At 44.7% G+C, this 16,429-nt stretch carries 14 protein-coding genes and 2 pseudogenes; 13 read left to right on the top strand and 3 right to left on the bottom strand.

The window, feature by feature from the left end; all coding sequences use genetic code 11:
* Positions 1–8: 8 nt before the first annotated feature.
* The 3 genes and pseudogenes from UNITIG_RS16940 (at position 9) to pepN (ending at position 3,910) form a co-directional block, all read left to right on the top strand.
* Positions 9–329: a YeaC family protein gene (locus tag UNITIG_RS16940; RefSeq protein WP_369809212.1), complete on the top strand. Its 321-nt coding sequence runs from the start codon at positions 9–11 to the stop codon at positions 327–329.
* Between the two features lie 72 nt (positions 330–401).
* Positions 402–1,211 (top strand): DUF2797 domain-containing protein, encoded by an 810-nt coding sequence (locus tag UNITIG_RS16935; RefSeq protein ID WP_235015474.1) that lies wholly within the window; start codon positions 402–404, stop codon positions 1,209–1,211.
* A 42-nt stretch (positions 1,212–1,253) separates the two neighbouring features.
* Positions 1,254–3,910, top strand: a pseudogene (gene pepN / locus UNITIG_RS16930) (aminopeptidase N).
* Positions 3,911–3,916: 6 nt separating this feature from the next.
* On the opposite strand, the gene UNITIG_RS16925 reads toward pepN, so the two are convergent.
* Positions 3,917–4,306: a hypothetical protein gene (locus UNITIG_RS16925; RefSeq protein ID WP_101759552.1), complete on the bottom strand. Its 390-nt coding sequence runs from the start codon at positions 4,304–4,306 to the stop codon at positions 3,917–3,919.
* 483 nt (positions 4,307–4,789) lie between these two features.
* Here UNITIG_RS16925 and UNITIG_RS16920 point away from each other — a divergent pair, with 483 nt between their 5' ends.
* The 3 genes from UNITIG_RS16920 to UNITIG_RS16910 all read left to right on the top strand — a co-directional run bounded on the left by UNITIG_RS16920 (position 4,790) and on the right by UNITIG_RS16910 (position 8,210).
* Positions 4,790–5,167 carry a VanZ family protein gene (locus UNITIG_RS16920; RefSeq protein WP_101759551.1) on the top strand — a complete coding sequence of 126 codons (378 nt, stop codon included), beginning with the start codon at positions 4,790–4,792 and terminating at the stop codon, positions 5,165–5,167.
* 4 nt (positions 5,168–5,171) lie between these two features.
* Positions 5,172–5,630: a flavodoxin family protein gene (locus UNITIG_RS16915; RefSeq protein WP_101759550.1), complete on the top strand. Its 459-nt coding sequence runs from the start codon at positions 5,172–5,174 to the stop codon at positions 5,628–5,630.
* A 159-nt stretch (positions 5,631–5,789) separates the two neighbouring features.
* Complete coding sequence (locus UNITIG_RS16910) at positions 5,790–8,210, top strand: TonB-dependent receptor (protein ID WP_101759549.1); 2,421 nt, start codon at positions 5,790–5,792, stop codon at positions 8,208–8,210.
* A 62-nt stretch (positions 8,211–8,272) separates the two neighbouring features.
* Here the strand turns inward: UNITIG_RS16910 and UNITIG_RS16905 are convergent, their stop codons facing one another.
* The gene (locus UNITIG_RS16905) at positions 8,273–8,854 is read right to left on the bottom strand and encodes an FHA domain-containing protein (RefSeq protein WP_159931189.1); all 582 of its coding nucleotides are present in this window, start codon (positions 8,852–8,854) and stop codon (positions 8,273–8,275) included.
* A gap of 143 nt (positions 8,855–8,997) precedes the next feature.
* Here UNITIG_RS16905 and UNITIG_RS25185 point away from each other — a divergent pair, with 143 nt between their 5' ends.
* The 3 genes from UNITIG_RS25185 to UNITIG_RS16890 are packed head-to-tail and all read left to right on the top strand — an operon-like array spanning position 8,998 to position 10,714.
* Positions 8,998–9,357 carry a protein kinase gene (locus UNITIG_RS25185; protein ID WP_159931188.1) on the top strand — a complete coding sequence of 120 codons (360 nt, stop codon included), beginning with the start codon at positions 8,998–9,000 and terminating at the stop codon, positions 9,355–9,357.
* Positions 9,358–9,374: 17 nt separating this feature from the next.
* A complete protein-coding gene (locus UNITIG_RS25180) occupies positions 9,375–9,872 on the top strand; it encodes a serine/threonine-protein kinase (protein WP_159931187.1) in 498 nt (165 codons plus the stop codon).
* Positions 9,812–10,714 carry a serine/threonine-protein kinase gene (locus tag UNITIG_RS16890; RefSeq protein ID WP_101759545.1) on the top strand — a complete coding sequence of 301 codons (903 nt, stop codon included), beginning with the start codon at positions 9,812–9,814 and terminating at the stop codon, positions 10,712–10,714. The genes UNITIG_RS25180 and UNITIG_RS16890 overlap by 61 nt, the downstream gene beginning before the upstream one ends.
* Here the strand turns inward: UNITIG_RS16890 and UNITIG_RS16885 are convergent.
* Positions 10,691–11,566: a LysR family transcriptional regulator gene (locus tag UNITIG_RS16885; protein WP_101759544.1), complete on the bottom strand. Its 876-nt coding sequence runs from the start codon at positions 11,564–11,566 to the stop codon at positions 10,691–10,693. The genes UNITIG_RS16890 and UNITIG_RS16885 overlap by 24 nt on opposite strands.
* Positions 11,567–11,700: 134 nt before the next feature.
* Between UNITIG_RS16885 and leuC the strand changes: the two genes are divergently transcribed.
* From leuC to asd, 4 genes and pseudogenes are all read left to right on the top strand, one after another.
* Positions 11,701–13,122, top strand: a complete 1,422-nt coding sequence (leuC, locus tag UNITIG_RS16880) for a 3-isopropylmalate dehydratase large subunit (protein WP_101759543.1) — start codon at positions 11,701–11,703, stop codon at positions 13,120–13,122.
* A 27-nt stretch (positions 13,123–13,149) separates the two neighbouring features.
* Positions 13,150–13,797, top strand: a complete 648-nt coding sequence (leuD, locus tag UNITIG_RS16875) for a 3-isopropylmalate dehydratase small subunit (protein ID WP_101759542.1) — start codon at positions 13,150–13,152, stop codon at positions 13,795–13,797.
* Between the two features lie 112 nt (positions 13,798–13,909).
* Entirely contained in the window at positions 13,910–14,989 is a 1,080-nt protein-coding gene (gene leuB / locus UNITIG_RS16870; protein WP_101759541.1) for a 3-isopropylmalate dehydrogenase, read from the top strand.
* 32 nt (positions 14,990–15,021) lie between these two features.
* Positions 15,022–16,133 (top strand): annotated as a pseudogene (gene asd / locus UNITIG_RS16865) (aspartate-semialdehyde dehydrogenase).
* Positions 16,134–16,429: the final 296 nt, after the last annotated feature.

Genomic DNA, 16,429 nt, shown 5'->3' with positions numbered 1-16,429 from the left:
TTGGTTCAATGCAAGAACCTGAATACTATCTTTTTAATACGAATGCAGAGTACGACATGAATTTTGAACAATTAATTAACAACCTTACGCCGGACATTCATGCCAGTTTAAAGAAGGCCATAGAAATTGGAAAATGGCCTGATGGTAAAGCCCTGACACAAGAGCAAAAAGAATTATGTATGGAAGCAGTGATTAATTACGAACAGCGCTTTCTTCCTGAGGAACAACGCGTGGGTTATATAGATCGTGGCAGCAAGGCTGAAGGAGAGCAGTGCGGGGATGACGCTTCTCCCGATGCTGATGCCGACACTCCTCTAAAATGGCACTAAAAGTAAACCTGATTTATAAAATTTCACCGGAGTTTTCAATTGTCTGATCTAATCGCTGGTAACCTACGTAAAATGCAAGTGGCTATGGCCGGGGAGAGTGATAATCAAGTACTTTATCAGTTGCCACTGAGTGACCAGCTGGTGCCATTAAATGAACTTATTGGTAAATCCATCAAGTTACACTATACCGGTGCTATTCAATGTAATCATTGCGGACGCAATACTAAAAAGAGTTTTAATCAAGGCTACTGCTATCCTTGTTTCACCAAACTGGCACAATGTGATACTTGCATAATGAGCCCTGAAAAATGCCACTATGAACACGGCACATGCCGTGAGCCAGAGTGGGGGGAAGCCAATTGCATGATTGATCATGTTGTTTATCTTGCTAATTCTTCAGGTATTAAGGTGGGTATCACACGCGGCACTCAGGTGCCTACCCGCTGGATTGATCAAGGTGCTATTCAGGCGTTGCCGATCTATCGAGTTTCAACTCGACGTCTATCTGGCTTGGTTGAAGTGGTGTTTAAAAATCATGTTGCAGACAAAACCAATTGGCGCAAGATGTTAAAGGGTGATGTTGAGTTTATTGATTTAGTTGCTGAGAAGAATCGCCTACAACAAGAATGCGCAGCATCCATTGCAGAGTTGCAGCAACAGTATGGTTTGCAAGCGATACAATCAATCGATGATGCCCAGGCTTATGAATTCGACTTTCCAGTAGCAGAATTTCCCAGCAAAGTGATTTCACTGAATTTTGACAAGCAACCTCTTATTGAGGGCGTGTTGAAAGGAATAAAAGGCCAATATCTTATCCTCGACGTGGGCGTATTGAATATTAGAAAATTTGGCGCTTATCATATCGAGTTCAGTACACACTGATTTTATAATAATTATACAAAGTTAATTTTTGGAGCATACAAAATGCGTGATGCGCAACCGCACACTATTTATTTAAAAGACTATAAGGTTCCTGATTTCTTAATTGAAAAAACGGATTTGCACTTTTCTCTGGATGAGAGTTTGACTGTGGTAACGTCAACATTATTGTTGCATCGCAATCCTGATGCTGCTGATAATAGCGTACCATTAGAACTGCACGGGCAGGACCTGGTTTTACAATCAATAAAAATCGACGGTGTGTTATTAGCAGCAGATCGCTTCGTGGTCACTGCAGAATCACTAGTAATTCATTCAGTTCCCGACCACTTTACGTTGACCTGTACTACCGAAATAAAACCGCAGGAAAACACATCATTAGAAGGCTTATATAAGTCCCAGACGATGTTTTGCACTCAGTGTGAGGCAGAAGGTTTCAGAAAAATTACCTACTATCTTGATCGGCCTGATGTTATGTCGGTATTTACTACCACTATAGAGGCTGATAAGAAACGGTATCCGGTATTACTGTCAAATGGAAATCAGGTGGCTAGTGGCGAGCTGGACAATAACCGCCACTGGGTGAAGTGGGATGACCCCTTTAAAAAACCTGCCTATTTATTTGCATTAGTTGCTGGGGATTTGGCATTTACTGAGGATTATTTTACCACCGCTTCCGATCAACATGTCACATTGAGAATATTTGTTGAAGCTAAGGATCTCGATAAGTGCGAGCATGCAATGACTTCACTAAAAGCGTCGATGCGATGGGACGAAGAAGTCTATGGTCGCGAATACGACTTGAACATATTCAACATTGTAGCCGTTGATGATTTTAATATGGGCGCTATGGAGAACAAAAGTCTCAATATTTTTAATACTTCCTGTGTATTAGCTAAACCCGAAACCACTACCGATGCCGGGTTTCAACGGGTAGAGGGTGTGGTTGCCCATGAGTATTTCCATAACTGGTCCGGCAATCGGGTGACCTGTCGAGATTGGTTTCAGCTTAGTTTAAAAGAAGGCTTCACCGTCTATCGAGACACTGAATTTTCTGCCGATATGGGGTCGCGTACGGTTAAGCGAGTGGAAGATGTATCAATGCTGCGCTCCATACAGTTTGCTGAAGACGGTGGACCGATGGCACACCCGGTACGGCCTGAGTCGTTTATGGAAATTTCCAATTTTTATACCGTGACGATTTATGAAAAAGGCGCCGAGGTTGTCAGGATGATAGCCAATTTGCTGGGGCCAGAAAATTTCCGTAAAGGTTCAGATCTGTATTTTGATCGCCATGATGGACAGGCCGTAACCTGTGAAGATTTTGTTAAAGCGATGGAAGATGCATCAGGCAAGGACTTGAAACAATTTAGGCGTTGGTACAGTCAGGCGGGTACTCCACGGCTGACGATCTCAGGTCACTACGATGAGCATGCCCAAACCTATACGCTGGATGTTGCGCAGAACTGCCCTTTGTTAGCGGGTGAAACGGAGAAGCAACCTTTCCATATTCCACTGGCAATGGCCTTATTAGGTGAGGCAGGTGCCTTGCGCCTGGAGCTGGCTGGTACTGCGGCTAATGTTGAAAGCAGTGATAATACCGAGTTGGTTCTTGATGTCACTGAGGCGAATCAACAGTTTATCTTTAACAACGTCATTGAGCGTCCCGTCCCCAGTTTACTACGTGGCTTTTCAGCGCCAGTTAAGTTGGCATTTGATTATAGCCGCGATGATTTAATGTTTTTAATGAACCATGATAGTGACGGATTTATACGCTGGGATGCGGCCCAGCAATTGGGTGTTCAGATAATTAATGATTTGGTTAGCGATTATCAAGCTGGACGGGAACTTAATTGTGACTCTCGATTAATTGACGCTTATCGGGCGATTTTAATTGATGATACGCTTGATAAGGCAATGGTTGCCTTGATGCTGCAATTACCAACAGAGGCCTATCTGGCTGAAATTTCATCCCCTGCCGATGTACATGCAATCTATCATGCGCGTACCTTTGCTCGCTTGACGATAGCCGAACAGCTAGAGCAGGAGTTGTGGCAGGCCTATCGTGCGAATGATTCCAGACAGGCTTACCAGCCTACAGCAGAACAAATTGCTGAGCGAAGTTTAAAAAATACCGCATTGGCCTATTTGATGTTGCTAGAAAGTGATGAAGCGTTGGCTGCCTGCAGTGCACAGTTCGATCGTGAAGAGAATATGACGGATGTGCTGGCAGCTTTTGGCTTTTTACTAAACAGTTCTTTTGGTCATGAGAAGGCCAGAGTGCTAGGTGTTTTTTACCAGCGCTGGCAGCATGAAGCATTGGTGGTTAACCAATGGTTTATGGCGCAGGCTACGTGCGCAACCCCGGGTACATTGGGCAGGGTTACCGAGCTAATGAACACCCGGCTTTTGATATCAAAAATCCCAATAAAGTACGTGCATTGATTGGCGCATTTTGTGGTCAAAACCCGGTAAATTTTCATCAGCAGGATGGGGCAGGCTATGCTTTTCTTGCCGACCAGATTATTCATTTAAACGGGCTTAATCCGCAGGTGGCGTCACGCTTGGTTGGGCCGCTGACTAAATGGAAAACGTATACCGTTGAGAGTGCCAATTTAATGAAAGCTGAATTACAGAGAATTCTCGCAGCGCCAAATTTATCCAGCGATGTTTATGAGGTAGTATCAAAAAGCCTGGCCTGAATTAGGTTAGGCTTTTAAAAATTCGTAAACCCTGAAGTCAGAGACATAGCCTAGCTTTTCCCATACAACACACTTGGCCATATAGTCATTGATCATGGGTAGGCCGTTTTCTTTTTCTTTGATGCTAATGCGGTAGTAGATTAGATACTGATTTTTTTGCTCTTCAAAGCGGGAAGATAAATTGTCGTAATGCTTACTTACTAGTTTATCGCCATATTTGTTGACAATTTTATCCTCGCAATCATAGGTTGCATCATTGATGTCGCGGACGTAGAAGGTTTTGGGTTTGGTATCACCAAGGTAAAAATACAATATCAACCCAGTACCGACTAGCACCGATACAATCACTATCCCAATAAGGATATTCTTCACCATATTATTGTTTTTTTTGGACATGAGACCTAGCTGATTTGAGGGTGGATCGGATTGGATGAATGGTAAAAAATATCAGTATAGTTGAAATTTTCGGTTTGGCAGCCTGTTATAGGCTATTCGTGCGCCATTGTTTTGGTCAGCCGATTCATCTTGATCATTCGGCATATGTTCTGGCGATATCAGGTTTAAACTGCAAATGTTGCGATATTATTGTCTCCAACACTCGCTGTTAGCTACCAACAAGGAGTACAGATTTCTGTGTATTTACTTAAGCTTGATACGCTATTTCTTGTTTTAAAGCACTGAAAAGTATCCTATATGTCTGTGGCTATGAGTAAGACATAAGCTGCTGTTTATGCAAAGTGACCTTAACAATATTGGCAAGACTATAGTGAGTTATTTTTAATCACATAGTGTTATCGTTATAATCGAGAGCTTAACGGGTTTTTCAATTGTCTTTAGCTGTGGCGTAGATAATATTAACTGCTTGTTTATGGAGATCTTTTGTTGAGTATTTCTATCCTTTCTCGCTGTGGATTTATACTGGCCCTGACTGCTATAACTGTTCTTGCTTTAGCGCCACAAGAACAGGCTACAGTTTCTTTGGGTTGGGATAAAGCCAATCACTGCGTCGCGTTCTTTGTATTATTTGTACTATTAGACCTTGGCTACCCAAGCCGCCATATGTGGTTAGCCAAATTGCTGCCGTTATTTTCTTATGGTGTGTTGATTGAGCTTATCCAATTATTTTTACCTTACCGTGAAGGGTCGGCCATTGATCTCGTAGCAAACTTGTTTGGCCTATTATTATATCAATATACAAGATATGAATTAATTAAGCGCTCAGGGAAAGATCTATCTGGCTGGCTAAGTCGAACTTGATGATATGACTAAGAAGCTTGCTATTATTTATCATTCGCAGTCGGGTAATACCCGGCAGTTAGCCGCTGCTGTTGCTACGGGTGCGAATTGTGAAAAAGGCATAGAAATCCGCCTGTTACGGGCAATGGAGGCCTCATCAAAGGATTTGTTATGGGCGGATGGTGTGATTTTTGGCAGCCCTGAAAATTTGGGTTATTTATCTGGCGGTTTAAAAGACTTTTTTGACCGCAGTTTTTACCCCACGCAAGCTCATCAGCTAAATATACCTTATGCATTTTTTATTAGCGCAGGCAATGATGGCTCGGGAGCTGCCCGCCAAATTCAGGTCATTGCTAAAGGCTATCCTTTAAAATTAATCGCTGAACCCTTAATAATGCAGGGAGAGGCATCAGTTGATATGCTTTCGCAATGCAAGGAGTTAGGTCAGGCAATGGCTGCCGGACTGGTACTTGGTATATTTTAAATGTCTGAGATATTCACAAGTGATCTAATAAGTGACCCTTAATTGCTTGGATTTGTTATTTACACTTGCTTTATTAGTACTAGAATGAGGAGTAAGGTCGTCAGTGTCGGTTATTCGACTGATATAACAATAAGTTTCATAATTTCTTTGGGGGAAAATATGAGTCGTCAAAAAAGTAACTACGTTCCATTAGTATCCGCTGCACTACTTTCATCTTTATCGCCATTCTCGCCGCTTACTGCAGAGGAGTTGGTGCTTGAAGAGATTCTTGTTACGGCCCAAATTCGTACTGAAAGCTTGCAGGACGTACCTGTGTCCGTTTCTGCAGTTTCTGGCTCGAAATTAATGGAGGCGGGGATCGATAAGATTGAGGATTTGCAGGCTTATGTGCCAAATCTCACCATGTCTGAAACGGGTATCGGTACCAATATTTACATACGTGGTATTGGTTCCGGGATTAATCAGGGTTTTGAGCAATCTACGGGTATGTATATAGATGGCGTATCTTACGGTCGTGCTCAATTATCCCGAGCTCCTTTTCTGGATTTAGAAAGGGTTGAGGTGCTTAGAGGCCCGCAAAATATATTATTTGGTAAAAATAGTATTTCAGGTGCTCTGAGTATTATCACCGCCAAGCCAAGCAGTGAATTTGAAGGTTCGGTGACGGCTTTATATGAGCCAGAGCATGGTGAAGAGATTTTTGATTTAGTCCTCAACGGGGGACTTACCGATAATTTAAGTGCGCGCTTAGCCTACCGTAGCCGTGAAATGGACGGTTATATGGAGAATATCTTTAGCGGTGATGATGAGCCAGGACGGGATGAAGAGACTATTCGTCTCGCTTTTGCTTTAGACGTAAATGAAAATTTAGATTTATCACTGAAAGTTGAACATGGTGAATTTGATGTTACCGGTCGACAAATTGAAATTGTTAATGAAGAGCCCGGTGCCAACAATTTAACCTATAGCCAGCTTCTGGTTGCTGGTTTTGGCGCTGATGCATCAGTCTTAAATAATGAGCAAGACTATAAACGTACATCTAATGGTGATAGCAGTGAAAATGAAACGGATAGTATCACCTTTACTGCAAATTACGCCTTGGGCGAGGGGACACTGACTTTTATCACCGGATTACTCGAATATGAGTATGACGAAGTCTGCGATTGTGATTTCACCGGCGCGACTATTTTTTCACTGCGTTCACAAGAAGAATATGAGCAAATTAGTCAGGAGATTCGCTTTACCTCTCCAGTCGGTGAAACCTGGGAGTATATCGGTGGATTGTATTATCAATCCAGTGAGTTGGTTTTCAATGACCGTATCACGTTGGATTCCAATAGTATTTTACCTGCAGCAGTTAATGCCGGTTTTGCCGCGTTTAACATCACGCCCGGTGATCTCTTGGTAAATACGGCAGTGCCTCGAGAGTTCACCACCGATACCGATATTTATTCCGCATTTTTACAAGCAACCTGGAATGTACGTGATGATTTGCGGTTAACTTTTGGTGGCCGTTATACCGAAGAAGAAAAGGATGGTAGCCGCGAATTAACTTACACGGATCTACAAGGCAATGAGTTACCGTTTGATTATGGCTCTATATTTTCGGCACAGCCTTTTGGTGTTGATGCAGTTTACGGATTGGTTTTTAAAGTCGATCGGCATAACTTAAAAGACAGTCGTAATGAGCAGGCTTTTTCACCCTCCATATTAGTCGAATATGACATCAACCCAGACATGATGATGTACGCCAATATTTCTCAGGGAAGTAAGTCAGGAGGATTTGATGCTCGTTCAAATGCTGACCCCGCAGGTTCTCCCCCGGAATTTCCCGCGGCAGCTGCAGGTTTCGGTTATTTTCCTAATGTAGGTACCTTTGAATACGAAGATGAAAAAGCGACAAGCTTTGAGTTGGGTGCAAAAACAACGCTGATGGATGGCGCCGCTGAACTTAATGTCGCGCTTTTCTATACCGAGTATGAAGATCTTCAAGTCAGTATCTTTGACGGCACTTTAGGCTTTAATGTGGGTAACGCTGGTGAGGCAGAAACCTATGGCCTGGAGCTTGATGGCCGCTGGAGAGTTACCGAGAGCTTTACTGTTTCCGGGTCCTTGGCTTATCTGGATTTTGAATTTACTGATTATGCTGAAGGCCAATGTAATTTCGGTGAAACACCTAATTCCCCCAGCGGTAATAATTGTGACTATAAAGGTCGTACTAACCAATACGTCGCCGACTGGAGTGGTAGTTTAACCGGTAATTATTTTACTACTATCGGCGACTCTTTAACGTTGAGTAGTTCTCTGGATTTAATTTTTACTGATGATTACAACCCCACTCAAACACTTGACCCTGGCATGGATCAGGATGGCTATGTCAAAGTCAATGCCCGTATTGCCATTTCTGATATTAATGCCAATTGGGAGGTGGCCTTGATAGGTAAAAACCTGACTGACGAGGAGATCATGACCTATGGTAACCAAACACCGCTGGCAGGTACGTCCTTTGATGTGGCTAGTCGGTATGCTTTTTACGAGCGCAGTAAAAGTGTAGCGGTGCAGGGTGTTTACCGGTTTTAGGTGGTAAGTTACAAGCCATAAAAAAAGCCGCAATTGCGGCTTTTTTTATGGCAGTAATATCGTTATAACTGGGTGATTAAAAAACCGATACCCGCCACTGTGGCGAGACCAATAACGACAATAATTGCAGTCCATAGTGTATTGCTGGCTTTTTTAACCGTCGACATTTGCTCGGTGGTGCTGCGGTTGCCAACAGAGGTCGGCTTGGTTTTCCAGTTTTTGGAATCAGGACGTGGCTTGGGTGATGTCACTGGTTTTTTAGGGAGGGCTTCTCTAATCATAGTCGCGTTGCTGTCGAGTTCCGCTGACTCTGGCCCCTGAATACGAAAGCGTAATACATCAAAGCGAACGGTGTCTCCTGTTTTTAACTCTGAATCCATGACTTTTACATCGTTGACATAAGTGCCATTAGATGAACCCAGATCGCGTATTTGTAACTTATTGCCTTTGACCGCCAGCTCAGCATGACGTCTGGATAAATGGGTGCCGGGTATAGTGATATCGCAGCTGGCATCTCTACCTAACACCGCGTGGCCGTTTATTCTAAATCGTTGGCCTACTAGCCAATCGCCCTCAGCGACCAATTCCCAAATTGCAGTACTGCTTTTGGCAGGGTTGAACGGGTTGTCTTCTTGGATTGCCAACGTAATTCTCCGTAGCTACTTATTTCTATCTATGCTTTTTAGCAGAAAATTTAGCAATGGTCACTGTCTATAGCATTATTAATGCTTGTTCTAGCGTCTATACTTTAGCTCATAAAATAACTATTGATAAATATGAGTCGCTTTTGTCTTCGATACCTCCGCTAGAGTTGCCTGGATACCAGATAAAGAATCCCTTGGGTGAAGGGGGCATGGCGGTTGTGTATCTTGCTGTGCAGCAATCGCTTGATCGCCCAGTGGCTATTAAAGTCTTGAATACCACGCTATTGGCGGATCCCATTGTAGAATCCCAGTTTCAGCAGGAGTCCTTACTTGTTGCCGGACTCAATCATCCCAATATTATTCAGGTCTATGACCAGGGCACATTGGTAGACAGTGATGGTCAAGCGCACCCTTATTTTGTCATGCAGTATGTCAAAAGCATCACTTTAACCGCAATTACAAAGCGTGCTGATGTTTCCTGTCACGTAAACTCGATATTGTAGTCCAAATCTGCAAAGCCTTGTCCTATGCGCACCGTAATGGCGTAGTACACCGTGATATTAAACCTGCCAATATTTTGGTTGATTATGACGGTCATGTGCGGGTGGTTGATTTCGGTATTGCCGGTTATTTCAAAAAGCTGGCTAATGCTAATGGCCAGCAAACTCAGTCTGTGATTATGGGCACCCCTGCTTATATGTCGCCTGAGCAGGCTGACCCGGAAGCCGAGGCAAGCTATCTCAGTGATATTTATTCGCTTGGGGTTTTGATGCATGAATTGTTTTTAGGTTTTCGTCCTGACGAGAAAAAGTCAGTGACTCAGCATTTAGCCAAAGCGCTAATGGATATTATCAGGCAGTGTTTGCATACTGATTTGAAACAGCGACCCCAATCTGCTGAGGAAGTAGAGCGCCGCTTACTGTTATTGTTACAAGGTAAGCATTTAGCTAATCCCTTATGGGAAAAGAGCGCCAGCGCGACCAGTTACCCGATAATTACAAATTACTTGATGTGCTGAAAGAAAATCAATTTGGCGCCAGCTACTTAGTGAGCGAGCCAAAACGTCAACAGTGGTTGGTTGTAAAAAAACAACAGATCGCTTATGAAGGTAATGCTTATATTACGGCAACTGCTTTAGCTAAATTATCGCATCCACATATAGCAAGGATTCATGGCACCGCAAGAAATGACCGTGTGTTTATTGTAGTGATGGAATACGTCACTGGCGGTAGTTTGCAGGAACGATTAACCCAGGCCTTTTCATTGGATCGATGGTTGTTATTAGCCCAACAAATATGCAAAGGCCTTCATGAAGCCCATCAACTTGGCTTATTACATGGTAATCTTCGCCCCAGTAATATTCTGGTGGAGACATCCACGCATATAAAACTGACGGATTTTGGTTTTGATGATCATAGTGTCGGTACTGGCATCGACTGGTATCAACCGCTGCATGAACAGTGCTCAGTGGCCTCTGATATTTTTTCCGCGGGTGCAGTATTATTTCACTTATTGACTGGAGAAATAATTCTCCAGAACGGAAAAGGTATCAAGAACATTGATGCGTTAAGTATTTTACCTGGACCGCTTGAGAAAATTGTTAGTAAGATGCTGGCGGTAAATCCTGATAAGCGTTACAGCAACATTGAGCAGGTAAGGGTGGCGTTACAAACCTTTTGCGAAACAGAAGAAACGATCAAAATACAAGCCGAGCCTGCACAGGATAAACTTCATCGGGGCAATAAGCGGTGGCATCGGCTGGCTAAAGCGGGCTTGATTTTAGCGGGATTGTTTTTTGTCGCTGAAATTTTCTGGTTGCTGGATTTATTCGGGCCATTAAGAGACGCCATTGGCTTGTAGCGCCTCAACAAAGGCGTTAGCCGCATTGCTAAGGCTGCGATTGGGATGCACAACATAACCTAACGTTCGATGTAATTTTAGATCATCAATGTCTAATACTTTAAGACTGTCATCAATCATCGTGTGTGGCAGCACACTCCAGCCCAATCCTATCGACACCATCATTTTTATCGTTTCCAAATAGTTTGTTGCCATTGAGACATCGAGCTTTAACGAATGCTGTTGAAATAATGCTTTTATAATTTGCCCAGTGTATGTATTCAGGCCAGGTAAGATTGCCGGAAATTGACTGAGGGTAGTGATGTCAGCACGGCCTGATTGCGCCAGTGGGTGGTCTGGCGATACGGTAACCAGTAATTTATCTTGCCAGACCGGCTGGCGGCGTAACGGGCTATTGTCTGCCGGGTCCAGTGTGACTACACCTAGCTCAATCTGACCATGCATCACTTGTTCATGTGCCTCTTCGGAATCCATAAAATCTATATCAAAATGGACATTGGGGTGTTGGCGTGTAAAGGCTTGTAATACGGGCGGTAAACGATGCAGGCCAATATGGTGACTGATACCAATCCGTAACTGGCCACTTATATCACCCTGTAAATCATCAATGCTGCGTTTCGCCTCCTGCACTGCCAGCAGGATTTGCCGGGCTTTGGGGAGCAGCGAATGGCCGGCTTCAGTTAGCTGTACAGTGCGATTGATGCGGTCGAAGAGCTTGCAATCCAGTTGGCTTTCAAGCGCTGCGATCCGCTTGCTGACGGCTGGCTGTGTTAAGTGCAGTATTTCTGCGGCGTGAGAAAAAGAGCTGGTTTCGGCCACTTCCACAAAGGCCTTTAAGTTTTGGGTATCCATGGTGGGTTGTTTGCTTGCCTTTTTACTATGAATTACTTAATGGAATTCAATCTATGAATAATATGAATTTGTTTTATTCTAGCGCCGCGCTTAAAATTCGTCCACTTAAACGCCATATTCAAATGAGGTAACTTATGAGCGCGAAAACCCTCTATGACAAATTGTGGGACGCCCACTTGGTCAAGCAGCGGGACGATGGTACTGCGTTGATTTATATCGACCGGCAATTAGTCCATGAAGTCACGTCCCCTCAGGCTTTTGAAGGGTTGCGTCTCGCAGGCCGCAAGTTATGGCGCTCGGATGCCAACTTGGCGACCCCTGATCACAATGTACCTTCGCTGAAATCTGAGCGTGATGGCGGTGTTGCCGGTATTGTCGAGGATATCTCACGTATTCAAGTTCAGACCCTGGATGATAATTGTGATGAATTTGGTATTCCAGAGTTTGAGATTAACGATATTCGTCAGGGTATTGTCCATGTAATTGGTCCTGAGCAGGGTGCCACATTGCCAGGCATGACCGTAGTCTGTGGCGACTCTCACACCGCAACCCATGGCGCCTTGGGTGCTTTGGCACATGGTATTGGTACTTCTGAAGTTGAGCATGCACTGGCAACCCAGTGTTTGATTCAGAAAAAAATGAAGAATATGCAGGTCAATGTCGATGGTGTGCTGAACCCTGGTGTTACCCCGAAAGACGTGATTCTTGCCATTATTGGCACCATCGGAACAGCGGGTGGCAATGGCCATGCGATTGAGTTTGCCGGCAGTGTGTTCCGTAATATGTCGATTGAAGGCCGCATGACGGTTTGTAATATGGCGATTGAAGGCGGTGCTCGCGTGGGTATGGTCGCGGTTGATGAGACCACTATCGACTATGTAAAGGGGCGTCCCTTTAGCCCCAAGGGTGACGACTGGGACAAGGCGGTCAGCTGGTGGAAGACCTTACACAGTGATGACGGTGCACATTTTGATCGCGTGGTTACTATTGATGCTTCAAGCATAGTGCCGCAAGTGACATGGGGTAATTCCCCGGAAATGGTGACCGGTATTAATGGCATTGTACCTAACCCTGCTGATATCGCTGATCCTGCGAAAAAAGCCGCCACTGAGCGTGCTTTGCAATACATGGGTTTAACCGGTGGCATGTCAATTACTGACATTAAACTCGACTGTGTATTTATAGGTTCCTGTACCAATTCCCGCATCGAAGATTTACGAGCTGCGGCAAAAGTTGCCAAGGGTAAAAAAGTCGCCAGCAATGTTAAGCGCGTATTAGTTGTGCCTGGGTCGGGCTTGGTCAAAGCGCAAGCTGAGGCGGAAGGTCTTGATAAAGTTTTTCTGGATGCGGGTATGGAGTGGCGTGAACCGAGTTGCTCTATGTGTCTGGCTATGAATTCTGACAAATTAGGGGCAGGGGAACACTGTGCATCGACTTCAAACCGAAATTTTGAAGGTCGCCAGGGCTTTGGTGGGCGCACCCACTTGGTTAGTCCTGAAATGGCCGCAGCAGCAGCCATTGCCGGTCACTTTGTTGACGTTCGCGACGTCATGTAATCAGCGCACAAAGAAGAGAGATTAACGATGAAAAGTTTTACTACAGTTACCGGCTTGGTTGCACCCATGGATCGCGCCAATGTTGATACCGATATGATTATGCCCAAGCAATTCCTTAAATCGATTAAGCGTTCGGGTTTTGGTCCCTTTATGTTTGATGAGCTGCGCTATTTGGATGAAGGGCAGCCTGATATGGATTGTTCATCACGACCAAAAAACCCTGACTTCCCGTTAAACTTCGATCGTTATCAAGGTGCGGAAGTATTGCTGGCCCGTGATAATTTTGGTTGCGGTTCTAGCCGTGAACATGCGCCTTGGGCGATTGAGGATTATGGCTTTCGTGCGTTGATTGCGCCTAGCTTTGCTGACATTTTCTTCAACAACTGTTTTAAAAATGGATTGTTACCCATTGCGTTAGATGCCGCTATTGTAGATCAGTTATTTCAGGAAATGTATGCAGAAGAGGGCTATAAGCTCACCATCGATTTACAGGCGCAAATTATTCGGAAACCCAATGGTGATGAAATCCCGTTTGAAGTCGATGGATTTCGCAAACACTGTTTGCTAAATGGTTTGGATGATATTGGTATTACCTTGCAAGATGCGGATGCTATTAAAACCTTTGAAACCGAGTGGCAAAAAAAATCCCCCTGGTTGTTTGGGGCCGGTCAGTAACGACCTGCAACAATAGTAAAACAAAGGGGGCTTTAAGCCTCCTTTGTCATATTATGAAGTTTAAAATTTATAAACACATAACATTAAGTGTTTACTGAGTATAGGTGGCAATGTGACTGTAAGTAGAAAAGTATTAGTAATTTCCGGTGATGGTATTGGCCCTGAGATTACCGTAGAAACCCGCAAGGTGCTTGATGTACTGAACCAGCGGATGGATTTGGGAATAGAATTTGATGAGGCGTTGTTAGGCGGTGCTGCTCTTGATGTTACTGGCATACCCATGCCTGCCGAAACGCTTGACAAAGCAAAAGCTTCCGACGCTATTTTATTTGCTGCCATCGGTGGCCCCAAGTGGGATGCTGTTGGCCGTGATTTACGCCCGGAAAAAGGTTTGTTGCAATTTCGTTCGGCGCTGGAATTGTTTGGTAATTTACGTCCCGCTATTTTGTACCCACAACTTGCCGATGCCTCTTCGCTAAAGCCCGAAGTGGTAGCTGGTCTCGATATTTTAATTGTCCGTGAATTAACCGGTGGTATTTATTTTGGCGAGCCGCGCGGTATTCGCACATTAGAAAACGGCGAGCGAGAGGGCTATAACACTTACAAATACAATGAGTCTGAAATTCGTCGCATCGGTAAAATGGCCTTTGAAGCTGCGCAAAAGCGCGGTGGTAAATTATGTTCCGTCGACAAATCGAATGTATTGGAAGCCACTATTTTATGGCGCGAAGTGATGCAGGAAATGGCGGCAGACTACCCAGACGTTGAGCTGTCACATATGTATGTGGATAACGCGGCAATGCAACTGGTGCGTGCGCCTAAACAGTTTGATGTAATTGTTACCGGAAATATGTTTGGCGATATCCTCTCAGACGCGGCGGCTATGTTGACCGGTTCGATTGGTATGTTGCCATCTGCGGCGCTGGATAAAAATGGTCGTGGCATGTATGAACCCTGTCATGGTTCGGCACCCGATATAGCTGGGCAAGGTAAAGCGAATCCATTGGCGATGATTTTATCGGCAGCGATGATGTTGCGGTATTCTTTAGGCGCTATTGAGGCCGCCAATGCCATCGAAGCTGCTGTCGGTAGCGTGTTAGATGCGGGTTTGCGAACCGGCGATATTTATTCTGCTGGCACTACCTTAGTCAGTACCAGTGAAATGGGTGATGCGGTTGCCGCAGCACTATAGAAAACTTTAGGTGTAAGGAAGAGAGTAACGTAATGAAAAAAGTAGGTTTTGTAGGTTGGCGCGGCATGGTTGGTTCTGTATTGATGGAGCGCATGCTGGCAGAAGGGGACTTTGATTTTATTGAAGAGCCTATCTTCTTTACCACGTCTAACGTTGGAGGTCAGGGGCCTGATATTGGTAAAGCCATCGCGCCATTGCACGATGCCAATGATATTAAGGCGTTGAGCCAGTTGGATGCGATTGTCTCTTGTCAGGGTGGAGACTATACCAAATCAGTATTTGCGCAGTTACGCAGTAATGGCTGGGATGGTTATTGGATTGATGCAGCCTCGAGTTTACGGATGGCGGATGATGCATTGATCATCCTTGATCCTGTCAATATGGATATCATCAAGGACGGCTTGAATAATGGGGTTAAAAACTTTGTTGGTGGTAACTGCACGGTTAGCCTGATGCTGATGGCTATGGGCGGTTTGTTCAAGCACGACGTGGTTGAGTGGATGAGTGCAATGACTTATCAGGCTGCCAGCGGTGCTGGCGCCCAGAATATGCGTGAGTTGATTGCGCAAATGGGGGCCATAGAATCCAGTGTGACCAGTGAGCTGGCAGATCCTGCTAGCGCCATTCTCGACATTGATCGTAAAGTAGTTGCGACTATGCGGGACGGGGATTTCCCTACTGATAATTTTGGTGCGCCTTTGGCCGGAAGCTTGCTTCCATGGATTGATACCCAACTTGAAAATGGCCAGAGTCGTGAAGAGTGGAAGGGGCAGGCCGAGACCAATAAGCTGCTTGGGCGTACGCATATCGTGCCAGTTGACGGTATTTGTGTGCGAATTGGGGCTATGCGCTGTCACAGCCAGGCGTTAACCGTAAAGTTGAAGCGCGATCTGCCGATGGATGAAATAGAATCCATGCTAGCCGAGGCGAATGACTGGGTTAAGGTCGTGCCTAACCAGCGTGATCTCTCGCTGCAGGAGTTAACTCCAACAGCAGTTACCGGTTCACTGCATGTGCCAGTAGGGCGCTTACGTAAAATGAATATGGGGCCAGAGTACCTGTCAGCCTTTACCGTTGGCGATCAGTTATTGTGGGGGCGGCAGAGCCACTGCGTCGCATGCTGCGGATATTGATTGAGCGTTAACAGCACGCGTCAATCGTTATTAATTTTAGCGGCTACTTGAGTGTGCAATTTAGGTTATGGGCTGTTTATTGGCTCAATAATAAAGCGTCTGATTAATACACTTACGGCAATTTGTGCGCCATGTCTGAAAAAAAGTATAAAAGAGCTGCCGATCATTCCCCATGATCGGCCGAATTCTTGCTAAAACTCTATTTCTCACTAATACTTACGTGAAATAGTAAAACTCTATTCTAGCTTTGGGATTGTGTATTTTTTGTCTAAAGTAACAATAAAATTACTCTGGCAGTGGCGACTTG

The sequence above is a fragment of the Oceanicoccus sp. KOV_DT_Chl genome (assembly GCF_900120175.1).
In the GTDB taxonomy this organism is placed as follows: Bacteria; Pseudomonadota; Gammaproteobacteria; order Pseudomonadales; family Dasaniaceae; genus Oceanicoccus.
This window is presented reverse-complemented; position numbering and strand designations above follow the sequence as displayed.